This window comes from Streptomyces sp. DSM 40750, from assembly GCF_024612035.1.
Classification (GTDB): domain Bacteria; phylum Actinomycetota; class Actinomycetes; order Streptomycetales; family Streptomycetaceae; genus Streptomyces.
Genome location: NZ_CP102513.1, coordinates 1,032,138 through 1,049,195 on the forward strand (window position 1 = coordinate 1,032,138; position 17,058 = coordinate 1,049,195).

Annotated in this window: 17 protein-coding genes; 4 read left to right on the top strand and 13 right to left on the bottom strand. The window is 68.5% G+C overall.

The window, feature by feature from the left end:
* Positions 1-259 precede the first annotated feature (259 nt).
* The gene (locus JIX55_RS04855; protein WP_257561978.1) at positions 260-1,246 is read left to right on the top strand and encodes an ornithine cyclodeaminase family protein; all 987 of its coding nucleotides are present in this window, start codon (positions 260-262) and stop codon (positions 1,244-1,246) included.
* Between the two features lie 61 nt (positions 1,247-1,307).
* On the opposite strand, the gene JIX55_RS04860 is transcribed toward JIX55_RS04855, so the two are convergent.
* Both JIX55_RS04860 and JIX55_RS51355 read right to left on the bottom strand, forming a co-directional pair.
* Positions 1,308-2,327, bottom strand: a complete 1,020-nt coding sequence (locus tag JIX55_RS04860; RefSeq protein ID WP_257561979.1) for a dihydrodipicolinate synthase family protein — start codon at positions 2,325-2,327, stop codon at positions 1,308-1,310.
* Positions 2,296-2,871, bottom strand: coding sequence for an aldehyde dehydrogenase family protein (locus JIX55_RS51355; RefSeq protein WP_443046373.1), 576 nt, complete (start codon positions 2,869-2,871; stop codon positions 2,296-2,298). Before JIX55_RS51355 ends, JIX55_RS04860 begins: the two co-directional genes overlap by 32 nt.
* Here JIX55_RS51355 and JIX55_RS04865 point away from each other — a divergent pair.
* Entirely contained in the window at positions 2,815-3,354 is a 540-nt protein-coding gene (locus tag JIX55_RS04865; protein ID WP_257561980.1) for a MarR family winged helix-turn-helix transcriptional regulator, read from the top strand. The two genes, JIX55_RS51355 and JIX55_RS04865, sit on opposite strands and share 57 nt — an antisense overlap.
* Positions 3,355-3,360: 6 nt before the next feature.
* Here JIX55_RS04865 and JIX55_RS04870 read toward each other — a convergent pair whose 3' ends face one another.
* From JIX55_RS04870 to JIX55_RS04885, 4 genes are read right to left on the bottom strand one after another with little or no spacing between them, the layout of a single operon-like run.
* Complete coding sequence (locus JIX55_RS04870) at positions 3,361-4,314, bottom strand: fumarylacetoacetate hydrolase family protein (protein WP_257561981.1); 954 nt, start codon at positions 4,312-4,314, stop codon at positions 3,361-3,363.
* 7 nt (positions 4,315-4,321) lie between these two features.
* Positions 4,322-6,265 (bottom strand): acetoacetate--CoA ligase, encoded by a 1,944-nt coding sequence (locus JIX55_RS04875; RefSeq protein ID WP_257561982.1) that lies wholly within the window; start codon positions 6,263-6,265, stop codon positions 4,322-4,324.
* The gene (locus tag JIX55_RS04880; protein ID WP_257561983.1) at positions 6,262-6,840 is read right to left on the bottom strand and encodes a cupin domain-containing protein; all 579 of its coding nucleotides are present in this window, start codon (positions 6,838-6,840) and stop codon (positions 6,262-6,264) included. The genes JIX55_RS04875 and JIX55_RS04880 overlap by 4 nt, the downstream gene beginning before the upstream one ends.
* 17 nt (positions 6,841-6,857) lie before the next feature.
* Entirely contained in the window at positions 6,858-7,877 is a 1,020-nt protein-coding gene (locus JIX55_RS04885) for a fumarylacetoacetate hydrolase family protein (protein ID WP_257561984.1), read from the bottom strand.
* A 114-nt stretch (positions 7,878-7,991) separates the two neighbouring features.
* Between JIX55_RS04885 and JIX55_RS04890 the strand changes: the two genes are divergently transcribed.
* Positions 7,992-8,591 (top strand): TetR/AcrR family transcriptional regulator, encoded by a 600-nt coding sequence (locus JIX55_RS04890; protein WP_257561985.1) that lies wholly within the window; start codon positions 7,992-7,994, stop codon positions 8,589-8,591.
* Positions 8,592-8,637: 46 nt separating this feature from the next.
* On the opposite strand, the gene JIX55_RS04895 is transcribed toward JIX55_RS04890, so the two are convergent.
* From JIX55_RS04895 to JIX55_RS04910, 4 genes are all read right to left on the bottom strand, one after another.
* Positions 8,638-9,576, bottom strand: a complete 939-nt coding sequence (locus JIX55_RS04895; RefSeq protein ID WP_257561986.1) for a VOC family protein — start codon at positions 9,574-9,576, stop codon at positions 8,638-8,640.
* A 42-nt stretch (positions 9,577-9,618) separates the two neighbouring features.
* A complete protein-coding gene (locus tag JIX55_RS04900; RefSeq protein ID WP_257561987.1) occupies positions 9,619-11,154 on the bottom strand; it encodes a bifunctional 3-(3-hydroxy-phenyl)propionate/3-hydroxycinnamic acid hydroxylase in 1,536 nt (511 codons plus the stop codon).
* A 95-nt stretch (positions 11,155-11,249) separates the two neighbouring features.
* The gene (locus tag JIX55_RS04905) at positions 11,250-11,852 is read right to left on the bottom strand and encodes a hotdog fold thioesterase (RefSeq protein ID WP_257561988.1); all 603 of its coding nucleotides are present in this window, start codon (positions 11,850-11,852) and stop codon (positions 11,250-11,252) included.
* Positions 11,849-12,718, bottom strand: coding sequence for an ABC transporter substrate-binding protein (locus JIX55_RS04910; protein WP_257561989.1), 870 nt, complete (start codon positions 12,716-12,718; stop codon positions 11,849-11,851). Before JIX55_RS04910 ends, JIX55_RS04905 begins: the two co-directional genes overlap by 4 nt.
* A 263-nt stretch (positions 12,719-12,981) precedes the next feature.
* On the opposite strand from JIX55_RS04910, the gene JIX55_RS04915 reads away from it, so the two are divergent.
* Positions 12,982-14,205, top strand: coding sequence for an acetyl-CoA C-acetyltransferase (locus tag JIX55_RS04915; RefSeq protein ID WP_257561990.1), 1,224 nt, complete (start codon positions 12,982-12,984; stop codon positions 14,203-14,205).
* A gap of 428 nt (positions 14,206-14,633) precedes the next feature.
* On the opposite strand, the gene JIX55_RS04920 is transcribed toward JIX55_RS04915, so the two are convergent.
* The 3 genes from JIX55_RS04920 to JIX55_RS04930 all read right to left on the bottom strand — a co-directional run bounded on the left by JIX55_RS04920 (position 14,634) and on the right by JIX55_RS04930 (position 16,928).
* A complete protein-coding gene (locus JIX55_RS04920; RefSeq protein ID WP_257561991.1) occupies positions 14,634-15,401 on the bottom strand; it encodes a cytochrome P450 in 768 nt (255 codons plus the stop codon).
* A gap of 127 nt (positions 15,402-15,528) precedes the next feature.
* Positions 15,529-16,080, bottom strand: a complete 552-nt coding sequence (locus JIX55_RS04925; protein WP_257561992.1) for a hypothetical protein — start codon at positions 16,078-16,080, stop codon at positions 15,529-15,531.
* A 200-nt stretch (positions 16,081-16,280) separates the two neighbouring features.
* Positions 16,281-16,928 carry a TetR/AcrR family transcriptional regulator gene (locus JIX55_RS04930; protein ID WP_257561993.1) on the bottom strand — a complete coding sequence of 216 codons (648 nt, stop codon included), beginning with the start codon at positions 16,926-16,928 and terminating at the stop codon, positions 16,281-16,283.
* Positions 16,929-17,058: the final 130 nt, after the last annotated feature.

Sequence of the window (17,058 nt, forward strand, 5' to 3'; positions counted from 1 at the left end):
TCGCCAATTAAAGTGAGCACGAATCGAAACGATACGTACCGCATCGAACAGAGCAGGCCGGTCGCCCGGCTCATACCCCGCCTGATCCCCCCGCGATCTGCACGGCCCTGCCCGTCAACGAGCCGAGGTATACCAGGAGTTGGCGTGCCCCAGCATCTCTCGGCTCGCACTCGCCACGATCTTCGTAGCCGGCGTCTTCCGGCCTGTCGCGCGCACCCCTCTCCTCCGGTCGACCGGCTCACCCGCAAGGAGCTTCCCCATGGCCGTGTATCTCACCGACGACGACGTCCGTTCCCTGCTCGACTGGGAGTCCGCGCTGAAGGCTCTGCACGGGGCCTACGCCGCTCCGGTCTCCGAAGCTCACTTTCCCCCGCGGACGATGGCCAGGGGCGAGGAGGAGTGGATGCGCACCCTCAGCGGGATACTCCCGAGCAGCGGTGTGATGGGAGCCAAGCTCATCGCCGTGTCGAACGGCAAGCGCAGGGGCGCCTACCTCGTGGCACTGTTCGACCTCGAGACCACGGAGCTCGTCGCCCTGCTGGACGGCCGGTCGATCACGGGCTTCCGTACCGCGGCGACCTCGGCCCTCGCCGTCCGGTTCCTGGCACCGCAAAGGCCGCTCTCGGTCGCCGTCATCGGCTCGGGGTTCGAGGCCACGAATCACCTTCGGGCCCTGGCCGCGACGCGGGAGCTCACCTCCGTACGGGTCTACAGCCCGAGCCCGGCGAGCCGAGCCCGGTTCGCCGGGTCGTTCACCGACCTGGCGGCCGAGGTGGTCCCCGCCGAGGCGCCCGAGGACGCGGTCGACGGCGTGGATCTGGTGCTGTGCGCCGCCCGGTCCCGGGACGAGAAGCCCACCGTTCGCGGCACCTGGCTCAAGCCGGGTACGACAGTCGTGTCCATCGGGTCGACGCTGCCCGAGCAGCGTGAACTCGACCCCGTCGCCATCGACCGCGCGGATGTCGTGGTGTGCGACCTTGTCGACGAAGTCGCCCACGAGACCGGTGACTTCATCGCAGCACGGGCCGAGGGCCTGGAGTTCACCGACAAGCTCGTTCCTCTCGCCGACGTGGTATCCGGTCGCGCACCGGGCCGGACCGGAACCGATGACATCGTGCTCTACAAGTCGGTCGGGTCCGCTCTGCAGGATCTGACCGTGGCGGCGCTGTGCGCGCGTCTCGCGGGCGAACGGGGCGCTGGCGTGTCTCTGGACGCCCGCATCAGCCGTGCCTTTCAAGAACACTGAACGGTCATCAGCCGCTTGAGTCGGACAACCACGGCCCCGGGGGCGGTTCGGGGTCGTGTTGTCAGGCCCGGTGGCGTCCGGTGAAGAACTCACGGATGGGTTCCATGCTCGGCTCCAGGCCGGCGTCCACGAGTCCCTTGCGCAGGGCGGCCATCTGGCTGTCCTGGAGGCGCATCGTCGGCTGGCGGAGCGGTCCGCCGTTGTACCCCTGCAGCCAGCCCTGGAACTTCCAGGCCTGGCGGTTGAGGACCGACCCACCGTGCAGGGTCCCGAACAGTGCGGCCTTGGTCTTGCGGGCGGGGTGCAGCTGCCAGTAGATCGCCGTCGCCTCGTCATGTTTCCCGTCGCGCAGCAGTTGCATGACGCGCGGGATCATCGGGCCGAAGTACTCGTGGTCGCTGGTCGCCGACAACTGAATGGGCATCACCTGCGACAGAGGGATCAGATCGCCCTCGATCGGCACCGATATGACCACCTCGCCACCGAAGAGCCGGTTGCACTCGACGGCGCTCTGGATGTTGGGGTATCCGCCTTCGGCCTTGATGACCGCGATGTTGGGGATGTCGTCGATCAGTCGGCGGATCAGCCGGCTCGGGAGATCGGAGGGGTGGATGCGAGCGCCGAAGTTCCAGATGGTCATCGGGAACAGGATGATCCCGAGGTTCGTGGCCTCGCAGACCGCCTTGGTGTAGTCGTAGATCTCCTGCTCGGACTCCGGGTAGAAGTTGGGCGGGTAGGCCAGCAGCACCAGGTCCGCTCCCGCCGCTTCGGCGCCACGGACCGCTTCGAGGTTCTGCTCGAGGTCGTTCCAGCTCGCGTGGTGGACGACGTAGAAGCCGTCGCCGGCCTCGTCCTTGGAGATGCGGAGGAACTCCAGGTACTCGTCGAGGGTGATGCTGATCTCGGAGACACCGAGGGTGCCGATGAAACCATGCTCCTTGGCGAGGCGGATGTCGTGGCGGACGGCTCGTTCGTTGACGGCCCGCAGGTCGCCGGTGAACGAGGGGATGGTGCAGTTGACCGCGCCGACAAGCTTCTCGCGGGCCCAGTCACGTGCCTCGGCACGGGTGTATGCGGGCATGCCTGTCCTTTCGTTCGTCGTGTGCGTTGAGTCCGTGGAGGTCTACCGGGCACCCGCGCCTTCCCAGGAGAGGTACTTCATCTCCAGGTACTCGTCGATGCCGTGGACCGCGCAGGACCTGGGCCCGCTGCTTGCCGGACCGGGCGCGCCAGTCCGGGAGCGCGCGGCCGGCCGCCGTGATGGCATCGGCCACCTGGGCCCGGCTCATGGACGGCAGATCCGCGATCGTCGCGCCCGTGGAAGGGTTGTCGACGGAGAACCGCCCGGACTCACCGTGACTGACCCAGCGTCCGTCGACGTAGGCCGACTCCTGGAAGAGCGACGTCTCACTGAGGACTTCTGCGGCAGCGGTCCTGGTGCTCATAAAGGCTTTCCTCTTGTCCCTGGGACATTCGATACGTTTCGGAAAACGGGGCGCGGTATGCGGCAGAGTCCGGCTGCGAAGGCAGGCCGGAGGATGATCGGCCGTCCGGCCTACACTCCTGGTGTGGAGCACGAGCACCCGGACAACGAGGACCTGCATTTCTGGTCGTTCATCGATCATGCGATCAGCCGCGTGAGCCGTGAGCTCCCCGGCGTCGATCCGCTGGCGATGCGGTTGGTGCTCACCCTCCACCGGGCCGCGAACATGCTGGTCTACGACCTGGAATCAACCGTCCACCGGCCCCGCGGATGGTCGTGGCCCGGCTTCCGTGTGCTTTTCGCGATCTGGCTGTCGAGCCCCGTCGAGGCCAAGAAGGTCGCGGAGCTGTCCGGCATGAGTCGCGCGGCCGTGTCGGCGCTGGTGAACACGCTGGAGCGGGACGGTCTCGTCACCAAGGCACGTGCCCCGCAGGACGGCCGCGCGGTCAACCTCAGCCTCACCGAGAGCGGTCTGCACGCGATCACCACGGCTTTCCAGGCGCACAACGAACGTGAACAGGACTGGGCGGGCTCGCTCAGCGCGGACGAACAGCGGACGCTGATCGCACTGCTGGAGAAGCTGACCACCCACTCGCTGCAGTTCGAGGTCAAGCAAAGGACGTGACGGCTGCTACCTGCAGAGGTTTCGCTGCGCGCCGAGTCCGGTGATCCCGCTCTCCATCACGTCGCCCGCCCGCAGGAACCGGCCGTAGTGCGAGCCGTTGCCCTGCGGCGAACCAGTGATGATCATGTCGCCCGGCTGCAGCGTCACCCGGTGCGAGATGTATGAGATGAGGGCCGCGATTCCGAAGATCATGTCGTTGGTGTTGCCCTTCTGCATGACCTTGCCGTTGAGCCGGAGCGTGATGTCCAGGTTCTGCGGGTCGGGCACGAAGCGCGCCGGCACGAGGTAGGGGCCCGTGGGGTAGAACGTGGGCTGGTTCTTCGCCCGCATCCAGTCGGTGCCCATCATCGGGATCTCCGGTCGAGGCACCAGGCTGCGCGTCGTCAGGTCGTTGCAGATGGTGTACCCGGCGACGTGGTCCAGTGCCTCGTCACGGCTCACCTCGCGTGTCTCGCGCCCGATGACCACGCCCAGCTCGAGTTCCCAGTCATGGTTCTCACCGAGCGAGGGCAGGATCACGTCGTCGTACGGGCCGCTGATCGCGGACGGGACGCCCACCCACACGTAGGGCTCGCCGTGCGCGGCGCGCTCGTCCATCTCCCGGGCGGCCTGCTCGCGCAGTTCCTCCTCGGTGGCGTCCGCCTTTCCCAGGCGGTGCGCCACGGTGATCTGGATGACGTGCTCGCGATAGTTGGCCCCGGCACCGAAGATCTGTCCCGGTGGCTGGACCGGGGCGAGCACCGTGAGCTCCCCGACCGGCCGCCCGTCGCCCTCGGGTGCGTCGGCCAGGGACTGGAGCGCGTCCAGCGATGCGTCCCAGTCGGCCAGTAGGACCGATGTGGTCGTGGCCGCGGGCAGAACGGTCCGGGTGTCGTACACCCTGTCGTCCACGACGATGCCGGGGAACGGACCGGACTGTCCGTCGGCGAACGTTCCCAGCGAGAAGGGGGTCTGGCTCATGGTTTCCTCATGCTTTCCGGCGGGTGTGGGCGAACTCCGCGTACTCCTGGAGCAGTGCGCTGTCGTCCACCGCGCCCAGGTCCACGACGTCGTTCAGGGAAGCTCCCTGCAGCAAGCGCTTGACCGGCACCTCGATCTTCTTTCCCGTGCGGGTGTGCGGGATCCCGCGCATGGGCACGACCTCGTCGGGCACGTGCCGCGGTGACAGCTCCTCCCGGATCACCTGGTTGATGCGCTGCGCCACCGCTTCGAAGTCGGCGTTCTCCTGGAGGGCGACGAACAGCGGCATGTAGTAGGCGTCTTCGCCCAGTTCGGCGCCCACGACGAGGGCTTCGCGCACCTCGGGCAGCGCCTCGACGACCCGGTAGATGTCCGCGGGACCCATGCGCACACCCTGCCGGTTCAGGGTGGAGTCCGAGCGGCCATGGATCACACTGCTGCCGTCCGGCTCGAACTCGACGAAGTCCCCGTGCCGCCACGCTCCGGCATACACGGAGAAGTAGCTCTGCCGATAGCGCCGGCCGTCGGAGTCGTTCCAGAAGCGGAGCGGCATCGAGGGCATCGGCTGCGTGATCACCAGCTCGCCCCGCTTGCCGACCACGGGCTTGCCGTCCTCGTCCCACGCTTCGACGGAAACGCCCAGGGCGGGCGCCTGGATGCGGCCCACGCGGACGGGCAGCGTGGGGGCTCCGCCGACGAAGATCGAGCACACGTCGGTGCCGCCGCTCATGGAAGTCAGCCACACGTCGCCGAGCCGGTCGTAGACCCAACGGAAACCGTCGGTGGACAGCGGTGATCCGGTCACCTGCACCGTCCGCAGCGCCCCGGTTCCAGGGGCGAGGCCGGCCTTCAGGCAGGCGTGCAGGTACCCGGCGCTGACACCGAGCGTGTCGACGTCGTGTTCGTCCGCGACGCGGAAGACGCGCCCCAGGTCCGGGCGGACCGGGTTCCCGTCCAGCAGAACGATCGTGGCTCCGACCGCGAGCCCGGAGACCAGCATGTTCCACACCACCCAGCTGGTGCTGGCGACGGTGAGATAGCGGTCACCGGCCCGTAGGTCCGAGTGCAGCCGCAGGACTTTGAGGTGTTCCAGGAGGACACCTCCATGGCCGTGCACGATGCCCTTGGGTGCCCCGGTGGTACCGGATGAGAACAGCACCCACAGCGGGTGGTCGAAGGGCAGCTCGTCGAACTCCGGCTCGCCTCCTCCCGCGGCGACCGTGCCCCAGAGCGACACGGGGCGGTCCGCCGTGGGCAGGTTTCCGGGGTGGAGGTGATCGACCCAGAGCACGTGCTCCACCGACGGCAGCCGGTCGAGCAGGGTGCGCATCTCGTCCGTGCGCTCGTGCGTCCGTCCGCCGTAGTGGTAGCCGTCCGTGAGCAGCAGCACCTTGGGCTCCAGCTGGGCGAACCGGGAGGTCACCCCGTCCGCGCCGAACTCCGGGGAGCAGACCGACCAGACGGCCCCCACCGCCGCGCAGGCCAGGAGCCCCACGACGGCCTCCGCGCGGTTGGGCAGGACGGCGGCCACCCGGTCGCCGTGGGCCACACCCATCCGGCGCAGCGCGGCGGAGACGGCGGCGACCTGGCTGCGGAGTTCGGCTCGCGAGAGCTTGTGGGACGTGCCGTCGTCGTCCACGACGACGAGCGCCTCGCCCGGGCAGCGGCGCAGCACATGCTCGGCATAGTTCACGGTACGGCCGGGAAACCACGTACCTCCGGGCATCTCCCGCGGAGCCACCGGACCGGTCGGGGTACCACCGAGTCGTACGTCCTCGAACTCGGCGACGGACTCCCAGAACCGGCCCAGGTCTCGCGTCGACCAGCGCCAGAGATCAAGGTAGTCGGCACCGCCGTCGTAGTCCTTCAGCCCACGGCGGTAGCGAGCCAGTTCGCTGCCCTCCTGCCGGGCAATGCTGGGCATCCACAGAATGTCGTGCGCGGTGCTCATGAGACAGCGGTGTCGACGGGCAGGGCACCGATGAGGACGAAGGCCACGCGACAGGTCGTGTCACTGCGGTTGGACCAGGAGTGGCTGGTGCCTCGCTGGATGATCACGTCACCGGCCCTGGCGAGGGTCTCTCCCTCGTCCGTCAGCAGCCATATCTCACCCTCGAGGACAAGGGCGTAGTCCAGGCTGTCGGTGCGGTGGAACCAGAAGTGGCGGCCGCCGACGGTGTGTTGGGCGGCGTCGCGGGCATGTTCGCCGTCGATGTCGTCGAAGAGGGAGTCGGCGGCGGCGGCGGTGTAGGCGCTGTCGGGCGGGAAGCTCGCGATCCGGAAGACCGTTCCTCCGGGCTTGGGGTGCATCGGCACCTGGACGTCGGCGGAGGCCGCGTCCTGGTTGCCGTCGTTGCTGACATCGCCCGGTTCGGTCTGCCAGGGGACGATCGCGCCGAACCCTTTGACGGAGTCGGACACGAAGACGTTGGGAGCCGGGCCGTCGCTGATGACGGTGGAGCGGCCGTCGGCGGTGTGGCCGGTGACGATGCGCCGTATCGGCTTGATGGCGTGCGGGTTGGTCATCTTTGTCGGTCCCGTCGTCAGTTCGCCGGCGTACCGAAGGGGTACGGGCGGGGCTCGGGCCACCAGGGGGCCTTGTCCGGCTCGGCGCTCAGTCGGTTGCGCAGGACACCGACGCCTTCCAGTTCGAGTTCGATGACGTCTCCGAGCGACAGTCGCCGGTCGAGCTCCAGGCCGGAGCCGTTGGGCAGCGTGCCGGAGCCGATCAGGTCGCCGGGCTGAAGCCTGTCGTTGATGGAGACGTAGGCGAGCATCTCTTCCGGCGTGTAGATCATTCCCTCGGCAGCGGTCTCGCTCCAGACCTCACCGTTGACGCGGACAACGCCCTTGAGCCCGTCGGTGGAGGGCAGTTCGTCGACGGTCGTGATCCAGGGACCGATGCCGTACGCGTAGTCCTTGCACTTCTGCGGGCCCATGCTCATGGCCATCTCGTAGCCCTGGACGTCGCGCGCGCTGAAGTCGTTGAAGATCGTGACGCCGAACAGGTGGGCGCGGGCGCCGTCGGGGGTCAGATTGCTGCCCGCGGCTCCGACGATGAAGCCCATCTCCAGTTCGTAGTCGACGTATTCGGAGTAGCTCGGGTAAGGGACCTCCTCGTCGTGGCCGTAGACCACTCCGGTGGATCCCTTGAAGTAGCCGGGCGTCTTGAACAGCTGAGGGTTGGGCAGTCCGCCGCCCACCCTCTCGTGGAACCCCTTCATGTGCGCCGGGAAGGTCAGTCCGTCACGGATGACCGGCGGGTCGACGGCCGCCACCCAGGACAGGCCCTCGATCGGCAGGGAGGCGTCATCGGCGGCCCGGTCCGCGGCCCATTGGGCGGCGTCGAGGAAGGCCGGCCCGGCGGCGATGGCAGCGGCCATGCTCGACGGGAAGTGGGCCGCGGCCAGTCGGCGGGCCGCGTCCGGCGTCGCGCCCTCGGCCTGCCTGCCCACGGCGTAGGCCCTGGCCAGGTCGATGACCCTGCCCTCGTCGGGCCGCACGGCGACGATCCTGATCTGGTCGCCGTCGGGGGAAGGTACTGAGATCCGACCGAGCTTCATGTGTACAACTCCTTCATTTATTCGAAACGTTTCGTATCGTATGGCAAGCTCATCCCCTTGTCGATCCTGCGCTGACATTGGGGAATGAGGCCGTGCGTGGGTTAACTTGGCTCCGTGGCTGTACGAAGCGAATTGAGTCGTCGCGCGATCCTCGACGCGACCATGGACCTCCTTGTGCGCGACGGCCGGCGCGCCACCACGGTGCAGAAGCTGACCATGGAGGCGATCGCCAAGCGGGCCAAGGTCAGCAAGGCGACGATCTACCGGTGGTGGCCGAACAAGGCCGCGGTCGTCATCGACGCCTTCATGGAGAACCACCTGGTGCACACCCGCATCCCCGAAGGGGTGCCGGTGCGCGACGCCCTCCTGGCACACCTCAAGTCGCTGATCTCCCGCTACGCCGGCCCGCAGGGCAAGCTGGTCGCACAGATCATCGCCGAGGGGCAGTACGACCCCGAGACGATGGCCAACTTCCGCGAGCGCTTCTGGCAGGAGCGCGCCGCGGCCGTCGAGAAGCTGATGCGCAGGGGAATCGACGAAGGCGTCTTCCGGTCCGACCTCGATCCGAAGTCGGCAGCCCAGTTGTTCTACGCACCGGTCTACTTCCATCTCCTGTTCGGCGTCAGCCCGCTCGACGACGCGCTCGCGGAACAGCTCGTGGAACTGGGGATCCGCGGTCTGGAAGCCCATCCGTCGCCGGACGGGGAATCCTGAGCCCTCCCCCGGCGGCGTCCCGAGTGCGCCTCGCACCCTGGGCGTGTCACACCGGCGGCGGGATGAACAATCCCCGGTCCGGGTCGTTGAACATCTCCTTGGACACGAACTCGTTCATCGGGTTGGAAGTCCCCCACACGTCCGAGGTCTCCGGGTCATCGGTGCTGTACAGGTGGGGATGCCAGGTGTCCTCGTCGAGGATCTCCAGCTCCGTGGTGTATTCCATGGTGTTGCCGTTGGGGTCGTGGAAGTACGTGAACGTGTTGTCGCCGGCACGGTGCCGGCCGGGCCCCCAGACCTTGTGGACGCCGTCGCGCATCAGGCGGCCACTGCCGCGCATGTACTCCTCAAGGCCGCGCATCTCGAAAGACGCGTGGTGCAGCGACACATGGGGACACCGGGCGATCGCGATGCTGTGGTGCTGCGGGTTGCACCGCAGGAACCACATGAGCCCGCCGAGCTGGGGGTGCACGTTGGTGTCGGTGAGCCGGAAGTCCAGGTACTTCTCGTAGAAGGCCATCATGCGCTCGGGCTCGGGGGAATTGAGGACGACGTGGGACAGCCGCACCGGGATGTCCTCGCGCTCCTCGACCTTGCGGTGGGCGCGGGCGGCGACCTCCGTGGAGATCTCGACGGTGCGCCCCTCCACGTCGAAGAACCGGAAGCCGTAGCCGCCGCCGGGCGTCTGGAGCGTGTCCGGCTCGCTGACCAGCTTCACGCCGTCGGTGGCGAGGCGGGTGGCGAGGCCGTCCACCGCGGCGCGGTCCGCGGCGCCGAAGGAGACCAGGTCGAGGCGCTTGTCCTGGGAGCGGCGGACACGGACGACGTACTGCTCGGGCGAGCCCTCGGCGGCGAAGTACGTGACATCGCCGTCGGTGCCGGCCTTGGTCAGCCCCCACTGCTGCTCGTAGAAGGCGACCTGCTTGTCGTAGTCCTGCACGGCGATGTCGACGTGCCGAAGGTGGGTGATGGGCTGGTCGTGCATGGTGAACTCCTGTGAGTGAAACAGTGTTTGCACGCGCGCGGGTCAGGCCTGCAGGGTGTTCTCTTGCTGCGGCGGGCTCATCTCGCGCCGGGGTTCCGGGGCGCCTGCGAGAGGCAGGAGTCGGAGCAGTGCTTCGAGCTCTTCGGGGGTGTGCGCCGTCCCAAGCACATAGCGGTCGGGACGGACCAGGACGGCGGAGGCCTCGATCGAGGTGAGCAGTTGGCCGACGTGCTGCGGGGAGGTCAGTACGGCCACCTCGGGCTCCGCCTCCAGCGCCTTGCGCACGGAATCGGGCAGCCCGGCCGTCAGTTCGGGCGTGGCCGCGAGCAGGAACCGGCGTCCCACGAGGTCGTCGAGCCGTGTCCCGTCGGGCAGCATCGGCTGCATCGAAATACGTCCGGCGTGTGGGTCGGCCGGGCCCGTGTGCACACCCGGGCCCAGGGCGGGTGCCTGCGGGAGGCCGTCGGCCGGGTTGGCACGGATGTGCGCATCCCGCTGGGCGGCCATCACGGGGTCGGTGGTCTGGACGAGTCCGGCCATCGTCGCCGCCTGCTGGACCCAGTACCTGGCGTGGTCCTTGCGTTCGGACGCGTAGGTGTCGAGCAGGGACTCGGGGGCTCTGCCACGCGAGACGAGACGGATCTTCCACACCAGGTTGGCCACGTCACGCAGGCCGGCGCACAATCCCTGGCCGAACAGGGGAGGTGCCAGGTGAGCGGCGTCGCCCGCGAGGAACACATTGCCGACCCGCCACGACGTGGCCAACCGCGCGCGGAAGGTGTAAACGGCGATGCGGTCGGGCTCGAAGTTCTGCGGTGTGAGAACCCCTCGGCTCAACCGGGCGATGCCCGCCGGTGTGGCGATCTCCTCCCGGTCGTCCTCGGGGAGGACTTTGAACTCCATGCGCACCCGGTCACCCGGGAGCCTGATCCAGAGCGCGGGACGGGTGTGCCGGCCGAGGAAGACCATGTCACCCTTGATGCCCGCCGTCCCGCGCAGGTGTCCGTCGACGACGAGCCACGGATCGTCGGTGCCGAGGTTCTCGCCGGATATCCCGAGCGTGCGCCTGACGGTCGAGGTGGCACCGTCACAGGCGATGACCCATCGCGCGGTGAGCGTCTGTGTCGTGCCGTCCGGTGTACGGACGGTGCAGCGCACCGAGCCGTCACCTTGCTGGATGTCCAGCAGCGTAGTACCGAGCCGGAGTTCCACATCGGCGAGCCGCTCGACTTCGGCGCGCAGCAGCGCGTCGATCTCAGGCTGGTGGAACAGGACCTCCGAGTGCCATGCCTGAGGTCCCATCTGCCCCGTGGCATGGGCCACCAGGGTCTCGCCGGCCTCGTTCTCCATACGGTAGTCGCACATCGGCTTGATCCGGGCGGAGAGTTCCTCCCCCAGCCCCATGGACTGGAAGGAACGCACGGTCTCACCGTCGAAGTGCACGGCCCGCGCCTGTTCCCACAGCTCGGGCTCGCGTTCGATCCCCACGGCCCGCACGCCGGCATGGCCCAGCAAAGCAAGGGCCATCACCCCGACGGGTCCACCACCCACAACGATGACTTCGCAGTCCTGTGACACCTGAACTCCATTTGCGGCTCGGGTACTTGGAAGTACCGTTTGATCTCTGCACCCGCGCGTCCGCCGGACGACCTGGGCGCTCGGCGTCCGCGGATCTAGCGGCCCGGCGTGCGCCCTGGCACGGCTGGTCCGTCCACCGCGTCGGTGTCCGCGCCCGCCGGACGGGCGCGGTGCTCCTCATCGCCGGCTCGTCCGGACAGGCTGCCCGGGACCGGATGGCTCCCCGCCGACGGCACACCGTCCGCCAGGACGATCTGCGCCCCCCGCCCGCTGAACTCGACGATGACCTCGTCACCGCGCCGCACCGTGACCTCACAGATCACTGAGCGGCCCTGCCAGGAGCGGGTCACGGCTTCGGCGATCAGGTCGTCACCGAGGTGGCCGGGGCGCCGGAAGGCGATGTCCGCGCTCGCCGTGACGACCGGCGGGCCGAAGCTGTTGACGGCGCAGGCGAACGTGGTGTCGGCCAAAGCGAATACGAGCCCGCCATGCACGATCGCGTGCCCGTTGACCATGTCCGGCCGGACCCGCATCCGTGCGCGCGCCCGACCGTCGGCCGCCGACTCGACGTCTATTCCCAGGAGTTCGCAGGTACGGTCCTCGCTGAGCAGATGACGCACGCTCTTCGCCACCTGCCCGTCCGTGACGCGCCCCGCGTCATCGCGACGGCCGTCGGACGTGAACGGGTCGGGCGTCATGGACGCAGCTCCAGACCGAGCGGGCGGCCGTCGTACAGGTCATCGGCAGCAGGCGCCCGGTCGGGCATCATGCCGAGCTTGTCGCGCATCGTCAGGACGCACTCCAGACCGGCACGAGCAGGAGCCAGCGAAACGGGGCGGGTGCGCAGCGCGGCCCGCGCCGAGGCCGGCCCGTACCCGCCTCTCGTCAGCACGTCCCGGATCTGTTCGTCCCCAGCGGCATGCAGCCACTTCCGCGCCGCCTCGAGGGCCGTGAGGTAGAGGGAAAGCTTTTCCCGCCCCGCCTGCCGCGTCGTGGGGCCGGCCACGACACCCAGCCCAGGGAAGTCCGGTACCTCGTCCTCGACCGCGAGCAGCGAGACGAACCGCTCCTGTTGCGCCAGCTCGTCCAGCGGCGGCCCCAGCCACGCCGCGTCGATCGACCGTGAGCGCAGGGCCTCGAAGCGCTCGCGCACTCCGCCCACCGGCTCGAATTCGTACGCACCGGGCGGGAGGCCATGGTGACCGAGGAGATGACGGAGCAAGACGGCGAAGCCGTTGTCCGGCGCATCGACGCCGAGCGTTGCGCCCCGCAGGTCTTCCAGCCCTCTCACCGAGGGCTGCGCGACCAGCCGGAGCGGTGTCGTCGACTCGATCTGGGCGACGACTCGGAGGTCGCCTCCGACGGAGTTCCACACGATGAGGTTGTCGATGGCCGTGACGCCCACATCGACGTCGTCGGTCAGGAGTCGGTCACGCTGGTCCGTCGACGACTCGATCAGCACGGTCTCGACCTCAAGGCCGACGTGAGCGAAGAAACCCAGCTCGTGGGCAACGACACACACGGGTGGCGGAACGAACACCGCCTGTCGAAAGCACGCCGTCATTGGAGTGCTCCTCTCTGCACGAGGTGGCCTCACACTAGGTCAATCGAAACGGAACGTCTAGGATCGCAGCCGGTAATCTTTTCTGGTGCACGGCACGCTGGGGTGCGAGCTCAAAACAGCGGGCCCCAGCCGGATGACCTGGCGAAATAGAGGCGCCCACGCTCTCATTCGAAACGGTCCGTACAGTATCCTCAATGCTGGAGAGCCGCCTTCATGCCGGCCTGCCCGCACGCACCCGTTCACCATCCTGAGAGGTGCATGACATGCCTGAAGCCGTCGTAGTCGCCGCCGCCCGCACGCCCATCGGGCGCGCTTTCAAGGGTTCCCTGATGGATGTCCGCCCCGACGACCTCGCGGTGACGGCGGTCCGCGCGGCCCTCGACCAGCTACCCGGACTGGACCCGACACAGATCGATGACCTGCATCTCGGCTGCGCCGAGCCGAGCGGCGAGCACGGTGCCAACATCGCCCGGCGGGTGGCCGTACAGCTGGGGCTCGACGAGGTGCCCGGCACCACGGTCAACCGTTTCTGCTCGTCCTCCCTGCAGACCGCCCGGATGGCCTTCCACGCCATCAAGGCAGGAGAAGGCCACGTCTTCGTCAGCGCGGGTGTCGAGTGCGTCTCCCGCTACCGGCACTTCGGACCCACCGGAGCGGATGCCGACGACGTCTTGAACCCGGCATTCGAGCAGGCCAGGGACCGTACCGCGGAGGACGCGCGAACCAACGGCCTGTGGACCGATCCCCGCTCCGACGGCCTGCTGCCCGACGTCTACATCGGCATGGGGCAGACCGCGGAGAACGTCGCGGGCCTTTTCGAGATCAGCCGCCAGGAGCAGGATCACTACGCCCTGCGCAGCCAGCAGCTGTACGCCAAGGCCGCCGAGTCCGGGTTCCACGCCCGGGAGATCACCCCTGTCCGAAGGCCCGACGGCACGGTGATCGCGACCGACGACAGCCCGCGCCCCGGCACGACGTACGAGGCCCTGGAAGGTCTCCAGCCCGCCTTCCGGCCCAACGGCTCGGTCACCGCCGGAAACTCCTGCCCGCTGAACGACGGAGCCGCCGCCGTGGTCATCATGAGCGACGTCAGGGCGCGAGAGCTCGGCATCACTCCCCTGGCCAGGATCGTGGCCACCGGTGTGTCCGGCCTGTCCCCGGAGATCATGGGCCTGGGACCGGTCGAGGCCACACGGCGGGCCCTCGCGCACGCCGGCCTGTCGATCGGGGACATCGACCTGTTCGAGATGAACGAGGCGTTCGCCGTTCAGGTCATCGCCTCTCAGCGCGAACTCCGCATCCCGCTGGAAAGGCTCAACGTGCACGGTGGGGCCATCGCGCTGGGGCATCCGTTCGGTGCGACCGGCGCCCGCATCATGACCACGTTGATCAACGGGCTGCGTACGCGCGACGCGCAGTGGGGCGTGGAGACCATGTGCGTCGGAGGCGGACAGGGCATGGCCATGGTGCTCGAACGCCTCAGCTGAATACCCCCTCGCGGACCTGGGGTCGCCTACCAGCCGGAAGGCCTCGGGCAGACGTCCGACGCAGACGGGCGCAGCTTGACGTACCCGCCTTGGTGACCCGCGTGGAGTTCGAAAGGGAGCGCCTGGGGGACGCACTGACCGGCCCAGCCCCTCCCGGATTCCGGGCGGCTCCTGGCTACCCGGGGTCAGCCGAGTGGGCTCCGAAAGTCGACTGAAGCGTGATCCGCGTGCAGTCCGCGGCTGCTGCGTCGGCAAGGCCACTCCCAGGACCGCGGCAGCTACGAGGAGGTGAATCGAGTGGAGGACAAGGTATTCGGCCCGGCCGACGAGACGGCCGACGGAGTCGCCCCTGAGGCAGCGCGGGAGACGAGTTCAGCGAAGCCCGCAGCATCTTCCGGGAAGCGACAGTGCCGGAGGCGCCCCAGGGATCAGGACCGCCAACGCGATCCCGCAGGTACCCGACGCGCCATCCTCGCGGCGGCCGACGCCGAGTTCGCCGCCCACGGAATCGCCGCTGGAACGAGGGTGCGGTCGGCGAGCAGCCGTTCCCAGCGGGTGCGGTCCACGAGCAGCTCGTGGAGGAGGTTGGTGATCAGGCTGGCAGTGGTGTCGGTGCCCGCTATGGTCAGCTGGAAGGCGTGGATGACCGCCTCGACCGGAGTGAGCGGCGGTTCGCCGTCCGCGGGGTGCACGAGGCCGTCCAGGACGTCCTCGCCGGTGGCCGGGGAGGCGGCCCGGGCAGCGAGCTGCTGTCCGAGGTAGCGGGTGATTGCCAGGAACTCCGGCATGTCGGTCCGCAGTTCGGGGAGGCTGTCGTCGATCGCGTCGGCCCACTGGTGCAGGCGCTCCCAGTCCTGCTCCGGCAGGCCCAGGAAGGCGTACACCACCCGGGTGGGGATCTGACGGGCGAGCTCGTGGTAGAGCTCCGCCTTCTGGCCGGGCTGCCATGTGTCGAGGACACCGGCCACGATCTCGCGGACGCGTGGTTCCTGCTTGCGGAGTCGAGCCGGAGCGAACCAGCGCCTGAGGCGGGCGCGCAGCGCCGTGTGGTAGGGCGGGTCCGCCATGGTGATCGGCACCGCGGGCAGGTCGGCCGTCCTGGTGCCGCCTTCCAGGGCGAAGTTGTCGACGGACAAGTACGCCTGATGGTCGGTGAGGGCGTCCCGTACGTCCTCGTGGCGGGCGAGGACATACACACCGGGGCGAGGCTAGGACACCGGGCAGCGATCGCGGGCTTCGGCGAGCCGGGGGGCGGGATCGACGTGGTGGGCGGGATCGATCGGATCGTAGGGGGCAGGATGCGGCTGAGCCATGGTGACGTCCTTACGTACGGGCTGGGGCGGGGGCGGGAACTCCGGCGCCGAGCCGCTTGAGTTTGATGACGGGGAGGCGGTGATTGACGGCGACGGCGGTGGCCGTGTCTGCGTCATGGCGCCACCTCAGCAGCGCACTGCGGTCGTTCACCGATCCGGCGAGGATGTCGGGGGTCCCGGTGAGCGGCAGTTCGCCGCTGATCTTGATGTCGAGTCCGGACTGCTCGGTCCAGAAGTACGGGTCCGGTCGGTACGGCCGCGCCGACGCGCCCTGCAGCAGGCCGGCCGCGGCCGCCCGGCCCTGCTCAACAGCGTTGGTCGTGACCGTCTGGGCGTTGAACTGGTCCTCGTAGCCGACGCCGTGCGCCGACGAGAAGCTTTCATGGTCGGCCAGGGCCGCGCGGACGTGGTCGTCGCGGGGAAGGACCCATGCGTCGTAGGCGGTCAGCCGTACCGCGGGGCCGGCTTCCCGGAGCTCGCGGAGCTCGGGGTAGGGGTCGTGCAGCACGTCGTCGGCGAACAGGTCGACGTCGGAGGTGGGCAGAGGCAAGGTCGCATGCATCGACAACTCTCCTTCGAGTTGCTCGGCCACGACGGAGCTCCGGGGTGGGAGCGGGCATGAGTCGTCGGCGCGAGGGCGTGGGAAGCGACGAGAGCGAACTTCTGTGAGTCAACACTCACACTTGTGGTGAGCATGAGCTCACAACCACTCGTTCTGCGTCAAGCCCTGTGCGCGCTTGTGTGCAACGGCGAGCCAGGGGATCAGCGGCCGTCCGGGGCGCCGAGAAGGTAGGAGATGGCCGCGGTCTGGAGGTGACTGCGCAGCTCGTTCCAGGACAGCGGGCGGTCGGATTCGAGGAACTCGCCCTGGGTGATGCGGTGCGCGATCGTGGCGTAGACCAGGCGGAAGGCGAAGTCCAGCGCGGCCGCGGGATCCGGGTGCGCGACGGGGATGTGACGCAGAGCCTCGGCGAAGTGGCGGTTGCCCTCGACGCTGACGCGCGAGCCCTCGCCCCGTACCGCTTCGTTCCGGGTGCCAAGCAGAAGGAAGACACGGAGCAGGTCCTCATGCGCATGGAAGGCGTCGGTGATGGCGCCGACCGCCTCGGCGATCGCCACGGCCGGATCGCGCAGGAGGCGCAACCGCTCCATGGACATGCGCTGCGTGATCTCGGCCTGGAGGTTTTCGGTGAAGGCGTGCTGGATGGCCAGCAGGAGTCCTTCCTTGTCGCCGAACCGGCGGTAGATGCTGCCGACCGCCATGCCGGCCCGCTCGGCGACCGCGGCCACGGTCAGCGCGTCCACTCCGCCCTCTTCGAGCAGGGTGTACCCGGCCTGCATGAGGTCTTGCTGCGAACGGCGACTGCCTTCGCGGAGGGCGGTGGGCCGGCGGGTGGGGGACTCGGTCATTTGCGCAGTTTATCGACCGGGCTCTTGACGTCCATGTTGCCGTCGTGTGAATCTCGCTTCACCAAAGAGTGTGAATCCGAATTCACACAGGCTGTGAATTCACACGAGGCTGCGGCGTGCACCGCACAGT

Excerpts from the sequence above, each read along its gene's own strand:
- JIX55_RS04880 (WP_257561983.1), bottom strand. The coding sequence starts at position 6,840 with ATGACCAACCCGCACGCCATCAAGCCGATACGGCGCATCGTCACCGGC.
- JIX55_RS51355 (WP_443046373.1), bottom strand. The coding sequence starts at position 2,871 with ATGATCGATGAACGACCAGAAATGCAGGTCCTCGTTGTCCGGGTGCTC.
- JIX55_RS04905 (WP_257561988.1), bottom strand. The coding sequence starts at position 11,852 with ATGACGCCCGACCCGTTCACGTCCGACGGCCGTCGCGATGACGCGGGG.
- JIX55_RS04870 (WP_257561981.1), bottom strand. The coding sequence starts at position 4,314 with ATGAGCCAGACCCCCTTCTCGCTGGGAACGTTCGCCGACGGACAGTCC.
- JIX55_RS04930 (WP_257561993.1), bottom strand. The coding sequence starts at position 16,928 with ATGACCGAGTCCCCCACCCGCCGGCCCACCGCCCTCCGCGAAGGCAGT.
- JIX55_RS04915 (WP_257561990.1), top strand. The coding sequence starts at position 12,982 with ATGCCTGAAGCCGTCGTAGTCGCCGCCGCCCGCACGCCCATCGGGCGC.
- JIX55_RS04860 (WP_257561979.1), bottom strand. The coding sequence starts at position 2,327 with ATGCCCGCATACACCCGTGCCGAGGCACGTGACTGGGCCCGCGAGAAG.
- JIX55_RS04885 (WP_257561984.1), bottom strand. The coding sequence starts at position 7,877 with ATGAAGCTCGGTCGGATCTCAGTACCTTCCCCCGACGGCGACCAGATC.
- JIX55_RS04910 (WP_257561989.1), bottom strand. The coding sequence starts at position 12,718 with ATGACGGCGTGCTTTCGACAGGCGGTGTTCGTTCCGCCACCCGTGTGT.
- JIX55_RS04925 (WP_257561992.1), bottom strand. The coding sequence starts at position 16,080 with ATGCATGCGACCTTGCCTCTGCCCACCTCCGACGTCGACCTGTTCGCC.
- JIX55_RS04895 (WP_257561986.1), bottom strand. The coding sequence starts at position 9,576 with ATGCACGACCAGCCCATCACCCACCTTCGGCACGTCGACATCGCCGTG.
- JIX55_RS04855 (WP_257561978.1), top strand. The coding sequence starts at position 260 with ATGGCCGTGTATCTCACCGACGACGACGTCCGTTCCCTGCTCGACTGG.
- JIX55_RS04875 (WP_257561982.1), bottom strand. The coding sequence starts at position 6,265 with ATGAGCACCGCGCACGACATTCTGTGGATGCCCAGCATTGCCCGGCAG.